This window comes from Coprobacter tertius (genome assembly GCF_024330105.1).
Lineage (GTDB): Bacteria > Bacteroidota > Bacteroidia > Bacteroidales > Coprobacteraceae > Coprobacter > Coprobacter tertius.
On record NZ_JANDHW010000001.1, the window covers coordinates 141160 to 157112 of the forward strand.

A 15953-nucleotide genomic window follows, 5' to 3' on the forward strand; every position below is an offset into this window, starting at 1 on the left:
TACAACGGTTAGTCTTTACCTATTCTTTTAAATAGCCGGTTAAACCGGATACGTCCGTCGAACAGGCTGCGGTCTTTATCGATAGATAACCATACAAACAAGGGTTTACCCACAACGTGGTCTTCGGGTACAAATCCCCAGTAACGACTGTCGGCCGATTTGTCCCGGTTGTCGCCCATCATCCAATAGTAGTCCATTTTAAACGTGTACGAGTCGGCCGGTTTGTCGTTGATATATATCACGCTATCTTTTACCTGAAGCTTATTACCTTCGTAGTTACGGATAATGCGTTCGTAAATTGGTAAAATATCGGTCGTCAGTTTAAGGGTACTTCCCTTGGCTGGAATCCATATTGGGCCGTAATCAGAACGAGTCCATTGCGGCCGGAAACCGATAGGATATACGTCACCTCCGAGAATTCCCGGTTCGGGTATAACCTCGGTTACAAAATTGTATTTTTTTATATTTGCCAGTGATTCCTGAGTAAGCGGGAATTCATATACAGGGTTATATGTTCCGTTTGCATTAGGTTTTATTCCTACATATTCGAAAAGGCCTGTCGGGTTACCATCCCGGTTGAGAAGCTGACGATCTTCGACGCTGATATTCAAGTCTCGGTAATTTTGTTCGTTAAATAAGGTTCCGTTGGTAACTACGAGGTAGTTTTGTTGTAGTTCTTTGGGATTTTTCAACTCTTTCCCGTTGATATATACCAGATTATTACGCATCGAAAGAGTATCTCCCGGCATGCCTATACAGCGTTTTACATAGTTTTCACGACGGTCGACGGGGCGGTATACGATATCTCCGAATCTCGCTTTGTCGCGGTTTACGATTTTTCGTCCTTCCTCGAAACAAAGTTCTGCGAATTCGGGAGTTTGTTCGATATTGTCGAAGCCCGGTATTCCCGAGGAAAGAAGTCTTTTTCCTTCATTAAAACAATTGGTATAATAGTCGGGGTTCTGAGCCAGTATAGCCACCGTATCTCCTGCCGGGAAGTTAAATACCACAATATCGTTACGTTCTACTTTTCCTGTTCCCTTGAGACGGTGGTAGGGCCATTGAGGCCATTCGATATATGATTTGGTATTTATAACAGGTAATGTATGCTGGGCTAAAGGGAAGGAGAGAGGGGTATTGGGCACCCTCGGTCCGAAACTCAGCTTGCTTACAAAAAGATAATCTCCGACCAGCAATGATTTTTCTAAAGAGGAGGACGGTATTTTATAGTTTTGGAAAAAGAACGTGTTGATGAGGTATACAGCCACTAATGCATACAGAATTGCATCTACCCATTCCATTGTTTTCCGGAAAACCGAATTTTTTGAGGTTCTCCAAAATCCCCAGGGAATAAAACGTGAAATATATACATCGAAAAAAAGAACGATTAGCAGTAATACCGTATAGTTCCCCAGCCAAATTGCAAAAGCGATAACGGCCAGTGAAGCGAGTGCGAAACGTACCCAACGTGAAGTTTTAATTCCTTTGAAACGATTTTCTTTATCTTCATTTTTCACATCGGGAGAGATATTTTCGTTTTGTTTGGTTTCCATTATATATCGTTTATTAATTAAAATTTAAGCATATCCTGCATGGTAAGAAAACCTTTTTTGCCATGCGTAAACTCTGCCGCAATAACGGCCCCCAGAGCAAATCCTTCACGACTTTTAGCATCGTGTGTTATGCGTATCGAGTCGACTTCCGATTCGTAAATAACCGTATGTATTCCGGGAACTTCTCCCTCTCTTATGGCTTTAATTCCGATTTCGTTTTTTTCGGGTTCTTTACCTACTATCCAGCTGGTTTTGCGTTTTATATTGTCTATGAGGTCTCCGGCCAAAGTTATGGCTGTGCCACTGGGTGCATCGAGTTTATGTATGTGATGCACTTCTTCCATGCGTACATCGTATTCGGGAAATCCGTCCATAATTCCGGCCAGGTATTTGTTCAGTGCGAAAAATATATTTACTCCGAGACTGAAATTAGATGCATAGAAAAATGTATTTCCGTTTTTGCAAGCTTCTTTAATTTCTGGAAGGTGTTCAAGCCAACCTGTTGTTCCCGATACGACCGGAACTCCGGCAGCGAAAGCTTTGCGATAATTGTTTACAGCTACAGCAGGTACGGTGAACTCAATCGCGACGTCGGCACTTTTAAAAGCTTCCGATTCGAAGTCTTCGGGATTGTTTATGTCGATGATGCTAACGATTTCGTGTCCCCGTTTTCGGGCGATTTTTTCGATGATATGACCCATTTTGCCGTATCCAATCAATGCAATCTTCATATTTTAATTAAATTTTATGTTTAAAAATATTGTCGAACTGTTCGCTATATCGATGATATACTTTATCTTGCAAAGATAATGAAAAATCAGTTGGTTTTTCGGAGAAAGTATATTTTATGGAAAAGCTCATGCATTACATTTGGGAGCACCGGTTATTAGGAGAGCGGGATCTTGTTACTACAACCGGAGAAAAGGTACAGATTATAGACCCGGGACATCTTAATACTGATTCCGGTCCTGACTTTTTTAATGCCAAAATACGTATCGGTAACAAAATATGGGCCGGTAATGTAGAAATACATGAGAGGGCGTCCGATTGGAAACGTCATAATCATCATACCGATCAAGCATACGATTCTGTTATCCTGCATGTAGTAGGTGTGAATGATATGCAGATTTGTCGTATTTGTGGTGAGATGATTCCACAGATGGTGATGGTTTGTTCTCCGAGATTTAGAGATGATTATGCATTTTTGGTACAGCAAAATAGTTTTTTACCTTGCGGTGATCGGCTGGGAGAACTTTCGCCTTTGGTTATAGCCGATTGGATATCGGCATTGTTTTTGGAAAGATTGCAACAAAAATCGGATCGTATTTTCGATTGGTTGAAAATTTACAAAGGTAGTTGGCAGGAGGTATGTTACGTTACTTTATCTCGCTCGATCGGCTTAGGGACTAATAACGATGCGTTTGAAAGGTTGGCGCGAGGGTTACCTTTGATTTTTTTACAAAAGCATGCCGCTTCTCTGATACAGTTGGAAGCATTCCTTTTTGGACAAGCAGGATTACTTGAAGAATATGATCTTCAGGATGATTCTTATTACAGGCGTTTATCGGATGAATATTTGTTTTTGAAAAATAAATTCGGACTGCATCCCATGAAAAGTGAGAGCTGGAAATTCTTCAGGTTACGTCCTGCTAATTTCCCCCATCAGCGTATTGCTATGCTGGCCCGGTTTATTTCCGACGGATTCTCGTTATTTTCGGGTATTTGCGATGCAACGGAAGAAAAAGAATACCGGCAATTATTCGATATTAGGCTCGATAGCTATTGGAATACACATTATGCTTTCGGCCGGGTATCTTCTGATCATCCTAAAACTTTGGGGCGTACCGCTGTGGATATATTGTTGATAAATACGGTTGCCCCTTTATTATATGCGTATGGTATGTTTACAGGTGATAATGTATTAATAGATAGGTCGATGACGTTGCTCGAGTCGCTGAAATCCGAACAAAATCGTATCGTAAGGGAATTTTCTTCGGCCGGTGTAAAATGTAATAATGCGCTCGAAAGTCAGGCACTGATACAGTTGCATAATGCATATTGTGTACCGCGCAAGTGCCTTTATTGTCGTATCGGTCATAAACTATTGGCGTGTAAAGCTCTAAAGTAGCTTCTTTTTCGTAACTTTGCGGTGTATTAAGGTAAAAAAGATATGAAAAAATTTAGGAGTGGACGGGCCGGAGGAGTAGCGTTCTCGATTTTGGTATCGTTAGGAGCCTGTCACATGCTAAACGATACATTACAATCGCTTATTGCCGCCATTTATCCTTTGATTAAAGATTCTCTTTCACTTTCGTTTTCGCAGATCGGGCTTATTACCCTTGTTTTTCAGATATCTTCTTCGGTATTTCAACCGTTAAACGGATGGTTTACCGATAAACATCCCATGCCGTTCGCTTTACCAGTAGGTATGACTTCTACTTTAATCGGACTTATTTTTCTGGCGTTTGCTAATAGTCTTCATCTGGTACTTTTAGCTGTTTTCCTGATCGGTTTGGGGTCTTCGGTATTCCATCCAGAGGCGTCACGATTGGCATATATGGCTTCGGGAGGACGTCCGGGAATGGCGCAATCGATTTTTCAGGTGGGCGGTAATCTCGGAGGTTCATTCGGCCCTTTACTGGCGGCACTGATTATAGCTCCTTTCGGGCAGCGTAACGTAGTATGGTTTGTTATCATTGCCTTGATATGCATTATGGTTATGTTACCGGTGAGTCGATGGTATAGCCGTAACCTGAATATGTTCAAGCAGAGAACGGCTGCTGATAAAGCCGAGCGGGAATCGCTGTTTTCTCATCGGAAAGTAGTATTCTCCCTAAGTATCTTACTTATTCTTATTTTCTCGAAATATGTTTATTTGGCCAGTATCAACAGTTATTATACTTTTTATCTGATACAGAAATTCGGGGTTACAGTGCAACATTCACAATTATATCTTTTCGCTTTTTTGTTGTCTGTAGCTATCGGTACTCTCGTAGGTGGGCCGCTGGGAGACCGTATCGGGAGGAAATATGTTATTTGGGGGTCGATCCTCGGAGCAGCTCCCTTTACGATGTTGATGCCTTATGCTAATCTGACTTGGACCTGTATATTGAGTATTTGTATCGGATTTGTAATTTCTTCGGCCTTTTCGGCTATTCTCGTGTATGCTCAAGAATTAATGCCTGGTAAAGTAGGGATGATCGCCGGGATGTTTTTTGGCCTGGCTTTTGGAATTGCGGGTATCGCTTCGGCCGTTTTAGGTAATATTGCCGATAGTAAGGGTATCGAATATGTTTATCATATTTGTTCTTATCTTCCTCTTATCGGCTTAGTTACCGGATTTTTACCTGATATACGAAAGGCCCGGATGAAAGCTATGGCTGAAAAAGAAAAACTTTGAACTTTTAATTCTGATGATTGTTAAAGTATTATCTAAAAATAACAATCTGACATTATGAAAAGTATTCAAGGTACCCTTACCGAGCAGAATCTGCTGAAAGCTTTTGCCGGTGAATCCCAGGCCCGTAATCGTTATTCTCTTTTTGCTGAAGTAGCGCAAATGGAGGGCTATCAACAAATCAGTAGTGTTTTTCTTGAAACAGCCGAGCAGGAAAGAGAACATGCTAAACGTTTTTTCGATTTTATGACCGGGGGGGAAATGTTAACCATTACGGCTGATTACCCGGCGGGCCGTATCGGAACGACAAAAGAAAATCTTTTGGAGGCCGCCGAGGGAGAGAAGTTAGAGTGGTCGTCTTTGTATTCCGATTTTGCGGGTGTAGCTCTCGAGGAGGGTTTTAAAGATGTTTCTATCGCTTTTAAAATGATTGCGAAGGTAGAAGAATTTCACGAATGGCGTTATCGTAAATTGCTTTCTCGGCTTGAAGACGGTACGGTCTTTAAGCGTGAAGAACCTATTAAATGGCAATGCCGTAATTGCGGTTTTGTCTTTGAAGGTAAAGAGCCGCCGGCAAAATGTCCGGCATGTTTGCATCCGCAAGCCTATTTCGAACCTAAGAGAGATAATTATTGATTTTATTGTTCTGAAAAATAGAAAGAGACTGTCTGAATATAATCAAACAGTCTCTTTTTATTTCTATTTTTATAGGGGGTGATATTCTACAAAAGCTTCTATGGCTTCATAAGAAGCGAGGCCTAATTGTGCATACAAATTAGCTGTGGCTTTATTACGGTCTTCGGCTCGTTGCCAGAACAGCCGTTCGTCATCACCTAGGAAAGGTGCACTCTCCATTTGGGATTGATGTTTCAGAATAGAATTTCGTTTCTGCCGCAATTCTTCAGGGCTGATAGGTACTGCCATTTCAATATGGTCTATTTCCCATTCTGCCCAGGCACCCCTGTACATCCATACGCGACAATTTTTCATCCATTCGTCCTCTTTAACATCATCGATTGCAGCTAATACGGCGTCGAGGCAAACACGGTGTGTGCCATGCGGGTCGGCCAAATCACCGGCAACGAATATCTGATCGGGTTTTACTTTTAGCAAAAGATCTTTTACGATATTTTTATCAGTTTCGGTAAGCTCCCCTTTTTTAATCGTGCCGGTTTCATAGAAAGGTAATTGCAGAAAGTGTACGTTTTCGGGTTTTACTCCTATGTAATTACAAGCGGTGCGGGCTTCTCCCTGCCGTATCTGGCCTTTGAGATATCGTATATCGGCCAAGTCGATATCGCCTTCTTTTTTATTTTTTACAAATTCGGTTATTTCTGCGTGTTTAGCCAGAAACTCAGGCGTATCGAAATGAAATTTTTTAGCAATTCCGCCCATCAGCATGACATATCGCATCATGTCCTCGTCGCCAACAGCTATGTTACCTGAAGTTTCGTATGCGACATGTACATCGTGGTGTTGATCGACTAAGCGTTTTAATGTCCCCCCCATCGAAATTACATCATCATCGGGATGAGGACTGAATACGATAACTTTTTTAGGATAGGGGGTCGCTCTTTCGGGACGAAAGGTATCGTCAGCATTCGGTTTTCCGCCGGGCCAGCCGGTAATGGTATGTTGTAAATCGTTGAAGATTTTGATATTTACATTATAGGCAGATCCGAATAGTGCCAGTAATTCGCTTAAACCGTTATCGTTATAGTCTTTGTTGGTGAGTTTAAGAATCGGTTTGCCTGTAATTTTACAAAGCCATACGATCGCTCTTCTTATCAATTTGTCATTCCATTCACAGGATGTAACAAGCCAGGGAGTGCTGATGCGGGTAAGATTCTCGGCAGCAGACAGGTCAAGTACCATTTTAGCATCTTTATGCTGTTGAAGATAACTGGCCGGTATCGAATCGGAGACACAGCCTTCGATCGCTTCTTTAGCAATTGCTGCACGATTTTCGCCCCATCCCATTACGATAATTCTTTTGGTTGTTAATAGAGTAGAAATACCTATAGTAATGGCGCTTCCGGGGACATTCTCGGTAGAGTTGTACAAACTGGCGGCATTATGTCGTGATTCACTGCTGAGAAGCATTAATCTGGTAGTTGAGCCGATTTGTGAACCTGGTTCGTTGAATGCCAGATTACCTAACGGGCCCATTTCGAGTAGGGCCAGGTCGATTCCTCCGTAACTTTCGATTTTCTTTTCGTAGTCACGACAGAATTCGAAGATATTTTCTTTTTCACCGTTTGCTAACGGAGTGAATATGTTTTCGGGCTTTATATCTACCAGATCCAGTAAGTATTCCCGGAGTATATGTGTAGTTCCTCGAGCATTTTTATTCAGCGGATAGAATTCGCTGATATTGAATACAACAACGTTTGAAAAACTGATTTTTCCTTCTTTATAAAGCCGCACGAGGTCTTTATATACCGTATGGGTTCCTAAACCGGCACCGAGTGCTAATACACAGGGGCGGTTTTCTGCATTGCATTTATGAATGAGATCGGAAATTTCGTTTGCGATATGAACCGATCCTTCTTCGGTTCCTTCGTCAATTTCAGTGTTTATTTTTTCGAAACGGGTAAGCGCCGTAAGTTCGAAGGCATCGTTCGGTCGATAATACCTTTTGGGTATTCTATCGAGTTTAATTTGTGAACTTAAATGAGCTTTCATAAAAGTGTAATTATTTAGTTAGCGAAAAAGATATTTTCGAATTGAGAGTAACAAAGATAAATCTTTTATTTAACATGATCTCTTAATTTTTGAAATAAAGTTGGGTATATTTTATTGAATTCAGCTGTTAATAGAATCTTTTGGTTCGGGATGATTTTAAAAAAAAGAGATCATACGACGAAAAATGACTATAATCGGTATAATTTTTTTAATTTTGGGGCAATATTTTGAATAGAATTATTTTTCTAACGTTTGTAATGACGAGACAGAAACAACTAAAATAGTATCATTATGAGATTAATTATCGAGCCCGATTATGCAAATGTATCGCAATGGGCGGCCAATTACGTTGCTGCGCGTATTAATGAATACAGCCCTTCCGCAGAACGTCCGTTTATTTTGGGGCTTCCTACCGGTTCTTCACCGCTTGGAATGTATAGGAACTTGATTGAATTGAATAAAAAAGGAGTGGTTTCTTTTAAAAATGTCGTGACATTCAATATGGATGAGTATATCGGTTTACCGAAAGATCATCCCGAAAGTTATCATTCTTTTATGTGGAATAATTTTTTTGGCCATATAGATATTAATCCCGAGAATGTGAATATCTTAAATGGAAATGCAGAAGATCTTGCTGCTGAATGTGAGAGATATGAGAAAAAAATAAAATCGTATGGCGGTATAAATTTGTTTTTGGGAGGAATCGGTCCCGACGGGCATATTGCTTTTAATGAACCGGGTTCGTCATTAACATCTCGTACTCGTGTAAAAACGCTTACTCAGGATACCATTATTGCCAACTCCCGTTTTTTCAATAACGATGTAAATCAAGTGCCTAAAACTGCACTGACAGTAGGCGTTGGGACGGTGATGGATGCCAGAAGTGTTTTGATTATTGTAAATGGACACAATAAAGCACGAGCTTTGAAACATGGTGTAGAAGGCGGAATTTCTCAGATGTGGACGATCAGTGCACTGCAATTGCATCCGTATAGTATTATCGTTTGCGATGATGATGCTACAGCAGAACTCAAAGTGGGAACTTATAAATATTTCCTTGATATAGAGAAAGATAATATCGATCCGGCATCATTACTTAAAAAGTGATATAGTAGTTTGTATGAAAAAATTTTTTTTAAAGGAGTGTAACGAACATTTGTTCGTTACACTCCTTTTTTGTAAAGGTCATTTTTTAAGAATTTATAAAAATCGTTATTCGAGAATCGGTCATTCTTTTTTAAAAGCAGAAGGTAAATATCGGTTTTTCCTATTTTTGTTATTATGATGAAATCATTATTCCTTAATCGGTTTAGCTATTTTATCATGGTATATTAAATCAATTTCCCTCTTGAAAAGTTAAATTTCGGGAGATTTTTATAAATGCCTGATAAATAACTTTATAATAATTTTTTATTGTAAATATAATTTATTTTATTTGTATATTCCTCAATTGGCAGACTGATGTCTTTTTTTTCGTTACATTATACTTAAATTTTTAATACCATGAAACTGCGTTATTTTATTATTTTATTTTTGGGCTGCTCATCGTATATGTCTGCTCAAGTATCGCAAAAACTTACTGGAAACATAATCGGGACCGAATTCTCAGTTGATTATGACCATGGAGTACAATCAACGACTGTAAATACGAAGGAAAATGTATTCGATGGAGATTTCGATACTTTTTTTGCTTCTTTCGATCGTTCCGGGACTTGGGTAGGGCTCGATTTGGGAGAGCCTCATATTATTACAAAAATAGGTTATTCTCCTCGTGTCGGATCGAATAATCGTGTTGTTTTAGCTGTAATTGAAGGGGCTAATTCACCTGATTTTATCGATGCTATTCCTATTTATCTTATCAAAGAGGAGGCTCCCGATCGGAAAATGACTTATGCCGAAATCGATTGTTCTCGTGGATTCAGGTATGTAAGATATGTTTCTCCCAATGATGTAAGGTGTAATCTTGCGGAATTAGAATTTTACGGCAAAAAAGGAGAGGGAGACGATTCTAAACTTTATCAGCCAACTAACTTGCCACTGGTAACGATTCATACCGAAGGTGCAAAAGATATTGTCGAAAAGGAGGTATATCTTCCGGGGCAGGTATCGATTATTTCTGAAGACGGAACAAAACTTTTACATAAAGAACTCGACGTAAGAGGACGTGGGAATGCAAGTTGGTCTTTCCCTAAAAAACCGTATCGGATGAAATTTAATAAAAAAGATAATGTCCTTGATTTTCCGGCTAAAGCAAAAAACTGGACATTGATCAGTAACTACGGCGACCATACACTCATGCGTAATTTAATTGCTTTTGAGATAAGCAGGCGCGTAGGTTTGGAGTATACTCCGGCCGGGAGACCTGTGGATGTGATGCTTAATGGCGAATATAAAGGTTGTTATCAGTTATGCGACCAGGTAGAGGTGAACGAAAATCGGGTTAATGTTGAAGAAATGGAGCCGACCGATATATCCTCGCCTAACATAGAGGGCGGGTATTTGATTGAGGTAGATGCTTATGCATATAGTGAAATTTCGTGGTTTGCATCGGCACAGAAACAAATACCTGTGACGATAAAATATCCTAAGGATGACGAAATCGTATCGCAGCAGAGGCAATATATCGTAAATAGATTTAATGAGATAGAAAGCCGTTTGTTTTCGAATGATTTTATTACTCCGGGAAAATCGTATCGTGAGCTGTTCGATGTCAAAAGTTTTTTACAACATTTCTTGGTAGGAGAGTTGACGGGAAATACCGATACTTATTGGAGTACTTTTATGTATAAGCGACGCAATGATCCGCTTCTTTACACAGGTCCTGTTTGGGATTTCGATATTGCATTTGAGAATGATGACCGTACCTACCCGATTAATGCGCAAACCGATTTTTTATATCGTTTCGAAAGAGCTTCTCATGCTAATAATATGAATGTTTTTGCCGATCGTGTTCTCCTTTCCGATCCGCAGACTAAAGAAGAACTTTCGGCCTTATGGACCAAATGCCGGAAAGAAACCGGGATTACGGCGGAATCTCTTTTGGATTATATTGATAAAACTGCATCGGAATTGCAGGAAGCCCAAAAATTGAACTTTAAACGTTGGCCTATAAACGATACTTTTGAAGATGCCTTAAATGTTGTGAAAACATATTTGAGTGAACGTGTCGCATGGATGGATAAAAAAATTCCTTTTACCACAGGTATAAAAAATGTGTCTGTTGTGTCCGAAGGAATTATTTATGCTGATAATATGCAGGTTGTAGTTACGAATTTTGAGAAAGGGGCGGTTGTAAATATATACGACTTGCAGGGGCAACTCGTGACGCAGGGTGTTTGTGATGAAAATGGAGTGCGTATTCCTTTAACAGCCGGTTTTTATGTAGTACAGGTTGTTTCTCATGGGAAGAGCATTAGCCAGAAAAAAGTTTTATTATAAAGTAAAACAGGGCTTTCGCTATACAGCGAAAGCCCTGTTTTTAATGAGCCTCGAGCCAATTATTTCCGATACCGGAATCTGCAATAAGCGGGACATGTAATTTGGAGGCATGTTCCATTTCTTCTTTGACAATACATTCTACCTTGTCGGCTTCATCGGCTTTCACGTTGAAGTTAAGTTCATCGTGTACTTGTAAAATCATGCGTGATTGTAATCCCTCTTTTTCAAATCGGTCGAAAATGCGTACCATCGCTATTTTGATAATATCTGCTGCGCTGCCCTGAATTGGAGCGTTAATAGCATTTCGTTCGGCATAACCTCTTACAATAGCATTTTGAGAGTTAATATCGGGTAACATTCTCTTACGTCCGCTGATGGTCTCGACATATCCTCTTTCACGGGCCGATTCTATGCTTTTGTTCATATATTCCTTTACTTGAGGATAAGTCGCAAAATAACCGTCTATAAGCTCTTTTGCTTCGCTTCTGGGGATGTTAAGTCTTTCGGCCAAGCCAAATACCGATATGCCGTATATAATGCCGAAATTAGCCGTTTTTGCCTTTCTCCTCATATCTTTGGTAACAGCTTCGATCGGCACTTTATAAATTTTGGCCGCAGTAGCTGCATGGATATCGTTACCGGAGTTGAAGGCTTCGAGCATATTCGGGTCTTGACTCAGGTCGGCCATGATACGTAATTCTATTTGTGAATAATCGGCCGAGAAGAAGAGACAGTTTGGGTCGGGAATGAATGCTCTGCGTATTTCTCGTCCTTCGTCGTCGCGAATCGGGATATTCTGTAAATTGGGATTACTCGAGCTAAGCCTCCCTGTTGCTGTTACTGCTTGGTTAAATGAGGTGTGTATTTTTCCAGTACGGGGATGGATAAGTTCCGGTAAGGCATTGATGTAAGTACTGAGAAGCTTGCGCATTCCTCTTTGTTCGAGAATTTTACCGACGATAGGATGTCTGTTTCTCAACTTCTCGAGGATTTCTTCGGTTGTTGAATATTGTCCGGTCTTGGTTTTTCGAGCTTTCTCATCTATTTTTAATCGATCGAACAGAATTTCACCTACTTGTCTGGCCGAACTTACATTAAATTCTGTTCCGGCCATCTCATAAATTTCTTTTTCAATAGTTTCTATGCGTTTTGTCAATGATTCTGAAAAAACCGAAAGAGCATGTGTATCTACCTTCACACCTGTAATCTCCATTTCAGCTAAAACTCTGACTAAGGGCATTTCTATTTCGTAGAATAATTTTTCCATGCCTTCGGATTTAAGCTCTTTTTCGAGAATATTTTTTAATTTCAGTGTTACATCGGCATCTTCAGCGGCGTATTCGCATATTTGGGTGGCTTCTACATTTCTCATACACAATTGTCCTTTACCTCTGGGGCCGATAAGTTCTTCGATCGGTATTGTTTTATAATGAAGATATACTTCGGCGAGATAGTCCATATTATGCCGTTGTTCGGGTTGAAGCAAGTAATGAGCAATCATGGTATCGAAGAAATTGCCTTTTAACGTGACACCATAATTTCGTAACAGGATATAATCGTATTTAATATTTTGTCCGATTTTGAGAGAATTTACATTTTCTAACGCATCTTTAAAAATTGAGACGATTCTTTTGGCTTCTGTCTGATCTTCTGGAACTGGTACATAATAAGCTTCATTTTCTTTCAAAGCGAAAGACATACCGACTAATTCTACCCACATAGGATCGATTCCGGTTGTTTCGGTATCTATTGAAAAATATTGAGCATTTTTTAGCTTATTTGCTAAATCTATTCTTTTCTCTTCTGTATCAATAAGATAATAGGTGTGTTGAGTAGAGTTTAAGTCACTGAGAGTCGTATATTTTTTTTCATCCTGAGGGTCGGCCGTAAATTCGGCAAAGAGAGAACCTTGAATCGGTGTATTTGAAACTATTGTTTTGTTAATAGTTGTTCCGAGAACTCTATCAGATAAATTTTTAAATTCCAGTTCTTCGAAAATTTCTCGTAATCGGGAACTGTTTATTGGCTCTCTCAATAATTCTTTTTCATTGAATGTAACCGGAACGTCGGTTTTTATAGTGGCGAGAAATTTAGAAAAACGTATTTTTTCTGCGTTATCTTCTATTTTCGTTTTTAGGGCTCCTTTTAATTTATCTGTATTTTCAAGTAATTGGTCGATACCTCCGAATTCTTGAATGAGTTTTACTGCCGTTTTTTCTCCAACGCCCGGACATCCCGGAATGTTATCAGAACTGTCTCCCATGAGCCCCAATATATCGATAACTTGTTCGGGATTGTCGAGCTTGTATTTTTCTTTTATTTCTTTTATACCTCGAATCTCAAAATCGTTACCTCCGTATTTGGGTTTGTATATAAAAATATGATCGCTTACTAATTGTCCGTAGTCTTTATCGGGCGTCATCATGTAAGTGTCGAATCCTTCTTTTTCTGCCAGTTTAGCCAATGTACCTATTACATCGTCGGCTTCATATCCGGCAACTTCGATAATGGGAATATTATAGGCTCCGATGATTTCTTTTATAATAGGAACGGCTTTTCTTATATCTTCGGGTGTGGCTTCTCTTTGGGCCTTGTATTCGGCATAAGCTTCGTGTCGAAATGTAGGGCCCGACGGGTCGAATCCTACGGCGATATGAGAAGGATTTTCTTTCTTGAGGACATCTTCGAGCGTATTTACAAATCCGAAAATAGCTGAAGTGTTGAGGCCTTTCGAATTGATACGCGGATTTTTTATGAAGGCATAATAGGCACGGTAAATAAGTGCATATGCATCTAACAAGAATAATCTTTTGTCTGACATTGAAATAACTCTGTTATTAAGGTTTTCTGTAAACCGATGGAAAAATAAAGATCACGTTATATTTTGGGTAAATTTACAATAAACTGTGCATATTCTTTTGTTTTATTGTTATTTTTGCACATCATTAATGTAATATGGATAAACTCTCGATTATACAACAGCCTATTTCCGATGAATTGGTTCGCTTAAATGAAGTGATTGTAGATGCTTTAAAAGCCGACAGTGAATTGATGAATGTTGTTGTTGACTACTATTTAGGTAAAAAAGGAAAACAGATACGTCCTATTTTGGTGATGCTTTCTGCGAAAATGTGCGGTGGTATTTCCAAAACAACGATAGATGCTGCTGCATCTATCGAGCTGCTGCATAATGCGAGTCTTATCCATGATGATGTCGTTGATGAATCGTTTGAGCGGCGTGGCCGCCGAACTGTAAACGGAATTTGGGATAACCGTATTGCCGTGCTTGTTGGAGATTTTTTTGTTTCATGTGCACTGAAGCACTCTCTGGTGACCGGTAATTTGCAAATAGTAGATACATTAAGCACTTTAGGTAAAGAGTTGGCAAAAGGGGAGATCGATCAGGTTTCGAATGTAGAGGAACATCGTTTCAGTGAAGAGGCTTATTTTGAAGTAATTCGCCAAAAAACAGCATCTCTTTTTATTTCTTGTATGCGTATGGGTGCATTATCGGCGCATGCTTCGGAGGAAAGGTTAAAAGATCTTGAATTATTCGGTGAGAAGCTGGGGCTTTGTTTCCAGATCAAAGACGATATTTTTGATTATTTTGATAATAACGAGGTCGGTAAACCTACGGGTAACGATATTCGTGAAGGTAAAATTACTTTGCCGTTGATATATGCTTTGAATAAAGCAACAGGAATCGATAAAGAAAAAATGGATCGTTTGGCTAAAAAAGATAAGCACGACAGGACAGATATCGAAAAATTGATTTCTTTTGCTAAAGAAATGGGAGGGATAGAATATGCCGAGGACGTAATGAAAAAGTTACGAAAAGAGGCATTATGCGCTTTATCTGCTTTTGATGAGTCTCCCGTGAAAGAATCTTTGAAAACGATACTCGATTATACTATAGAACGGGATAAATAAAGGATAAATGATACATACAACGGGGGCGTAATCTTATAATTACGCCCCCGTTGTATGTAGAGAATTATTTAAAAGAATTTTATATCTTTTCCGGCAATCGAAGTTAACAGGTTGTTAGCTAATCGGCTGGCTCCGATACGGAAGAGATCTCTGGTAAGCCATTCTTTACCTAATATTTCCGAAACGATACAATAATACTTAACGGCATCTTCGGATGTAACGATTCCACCAGCCGGCTTAAATCCTACTTTCCGACCTGTTTTTTCGTAATATTCTTTGATGGCCTGACACATTACATAAGCAGCCTCGAGAGTAGCTGCCGGTTCGAGTTTACCGGTCGATGTTTTTATGAAATCTGCACCGGAATACATAGATAAGATTGCGGCTTTTTTTATGTTTGATGCAGTTTTTAAAGCACCTGTTTCGAGAATGACCTTCATATGGGCAGTGCGACAGGCTTCTTTTATTTCTTCGATTTCATCGCACATTTCTTCATATTCGCCACTTAAAAAATCACCGACGTTTATAACTATATCTATTTCGTCCGCTCCATCGGCAACAGCCATAGAAGTTTCTGCTACTTTTATTTCAGAAAATGTTTGTGACGATGGAAATCCGGCTGAGACGCATGCTATATTTACACTCGAAACTTCCAGGTTCATACGTACGATTTCTGCGAAGTTAGGATATACGCATATGGCTGCAACATTTTTCATGTCGGGATGTTCATTTTCGAAATCATTCACCCGTTTCGTAAAAGCTGCTACCGAAGTATTCGAATCGGTTGTTTTTAAAGTCGTCAGATCGATACAACCGAAAAGAAACTTATATACCTCTGTATTGCTGTTTTTTGCGAGGTTATCTCTTAGTATCTTTTCAACCGATTGTTTTACCGTTTCGTCATTAAGGTCGGTAATGTACCCCTTCAATGCTTCGTTGTATTTATCCAT

General features: G+C 39.6%; 11 protein-coding genes. 6 read left to right on the forward strand and 5 right to left on the reverse strand.

The features are described from left to right. Window positions 1–8: 8 nt before the first annotated feature. Window positions 9–1553 (reverse strand): S26 family signal peptidase, encoded by a 1545-nt coding sequence (locus NMU02_RS00495; protein WP_255025093.1) that lies wholly within the window; start codon window positions 1551–1553, stop codon window positions 9–11. Between the two features lie 17 nt (window positions 1554–1570). Beyond that, window positions 1571–2284: a 4-hydroxy-tetrahydrodipicolinate reductase gene (dapB, locus tag NMU02_RS00500; protein WP_255025094.1), complete on the reverse strand. Its 714-nt coding sequence runs from the start codon at window positions 2282–2284 to the stop codon at window positions 1571–1573. A gap of 116 nt (window positions 2285–2400) precedes the next feature. Here dapB and NMU02_RS00505 point away from each other — a divergent pair, with 116 nt between their 5' ends. The 3 genes from NMU02_RS00505 to rbr are packed head-to-tail and all read left to right on the forward strand — an operon-like array spanning window position 2401 to window position 5586. Continuing rightward, window positions 2401–3681 (forward strand): DUF2851 family protein, encoded by a 1281-nt coding sequence (locus NMU02_RS00505; protein WP_255025095.1) that lies wholly within the window; start codon window positions 2401–2403, stop codon window positions 3679–3681. Window positions 3682–3723: 42 nt separating this feature from the next. Continuing rightward, entirely contained in the window at window positions 3724–4953 is a 1230-nt protein-coding gene (locus NMU02_RS00510; RefSeq protein WP_255025096.1) for an MFS transporter, read from the forward strand. Between the two features lie 51 nt (window positions 4954–5004). Beyond that, window positions 5005–5586: a rubrerythrin gene (gene rbr, locus NMU02_RS00515; protein WP_354003098.1), complete on the forward strand. Its 582-nt coding sequence runs from the start codon at window positions 5005–5007 to the stop codon at window positions 5584–5586. 69 nt (window positions 5587–5655) lie between these two features. On the opposite strand, the gene NMU02_RS00520 is transcribed toward rbr, so the two are convergent. Next, complete coding sequence (locus NMU02_RS00520; protein WP_255025099.1) at window positions 5656–7635, reverse strand: glucosamine-6-phosphate deaminase; 1980 nt, start codon at window positions 7633–7635, stop codon at window positions 5656–5658. Between the two features lie 291 nt (window positions 7636–7926). On the opposite strand from NMU02_RS00520, the gene nagB reads away from it, so the two are divergent. Together nagB and NMU02_RS00530 are read left to right on the forward strand one after the other, a co-directional pair. Further along, a complete protein-coding gene (gene nagB / locus NMU02_RS00525; RefSeq protein ID WP_255025102.1) occupies window positions 7927–8742 on the forward strand; it encodes a glucosamine-6-phosphate deaminase in 816 nt (271 codons plus the stop codon). Window positions 8743–9138: 396 nt separating this feature from the next. Next, entirely contained in the window at window positions 9139–11073 is a 1935-nt protein-coding gene (locus NMU02_RS00530; protein ID WP_255025103.1) for a CotH kinase family protein, read from the forward strand. Window positions 11074–11113: 40 nt separating this feature from the next. Here the strand turns inward: NMU02_RS00530 and polA are convergent, their stop codons facing one another. Continuing rightward, window positions 11114–13894, reverse strand: a complete 2781-nt coding sequence (gene polA, locus NMU02_RS00535) for a DNA polymerase I (protein WP_255025104.1) — start codon at window positions 13892–13894, stop codon at window positions 11114–11116. Window positions 13895–14028: 134 nt separating this feature from the next. Between polA and NMU02_RS00540 the strand changes: the two genes are divergently transcribed. Continuing rightward, a complete protein-coding gene (locus tag NMU02_RS00540; RefSeq protein WP_255025105.1) occupies window positions 14029–15003 on the forward strand; it encodes a polyprenyl synthetase family protein in 975 nt (324 codons plus the stop codon). A 68-nt stretch (window positions 15004–15071) separates the two neighbouring features. Here NMU02_RS00540 and deoC read toward each other — a convergent pair whose 3' ends face one another. After that, a complete protein-coding gene (deoC, locus tag NMU02_RS00545; protein ID WP_255025106.1) occupies window positions 15072–15953 on the reverse strand; it encodes a deoxyribose-phosphate aldolase in 882 nt (293 codons plus the stop codon).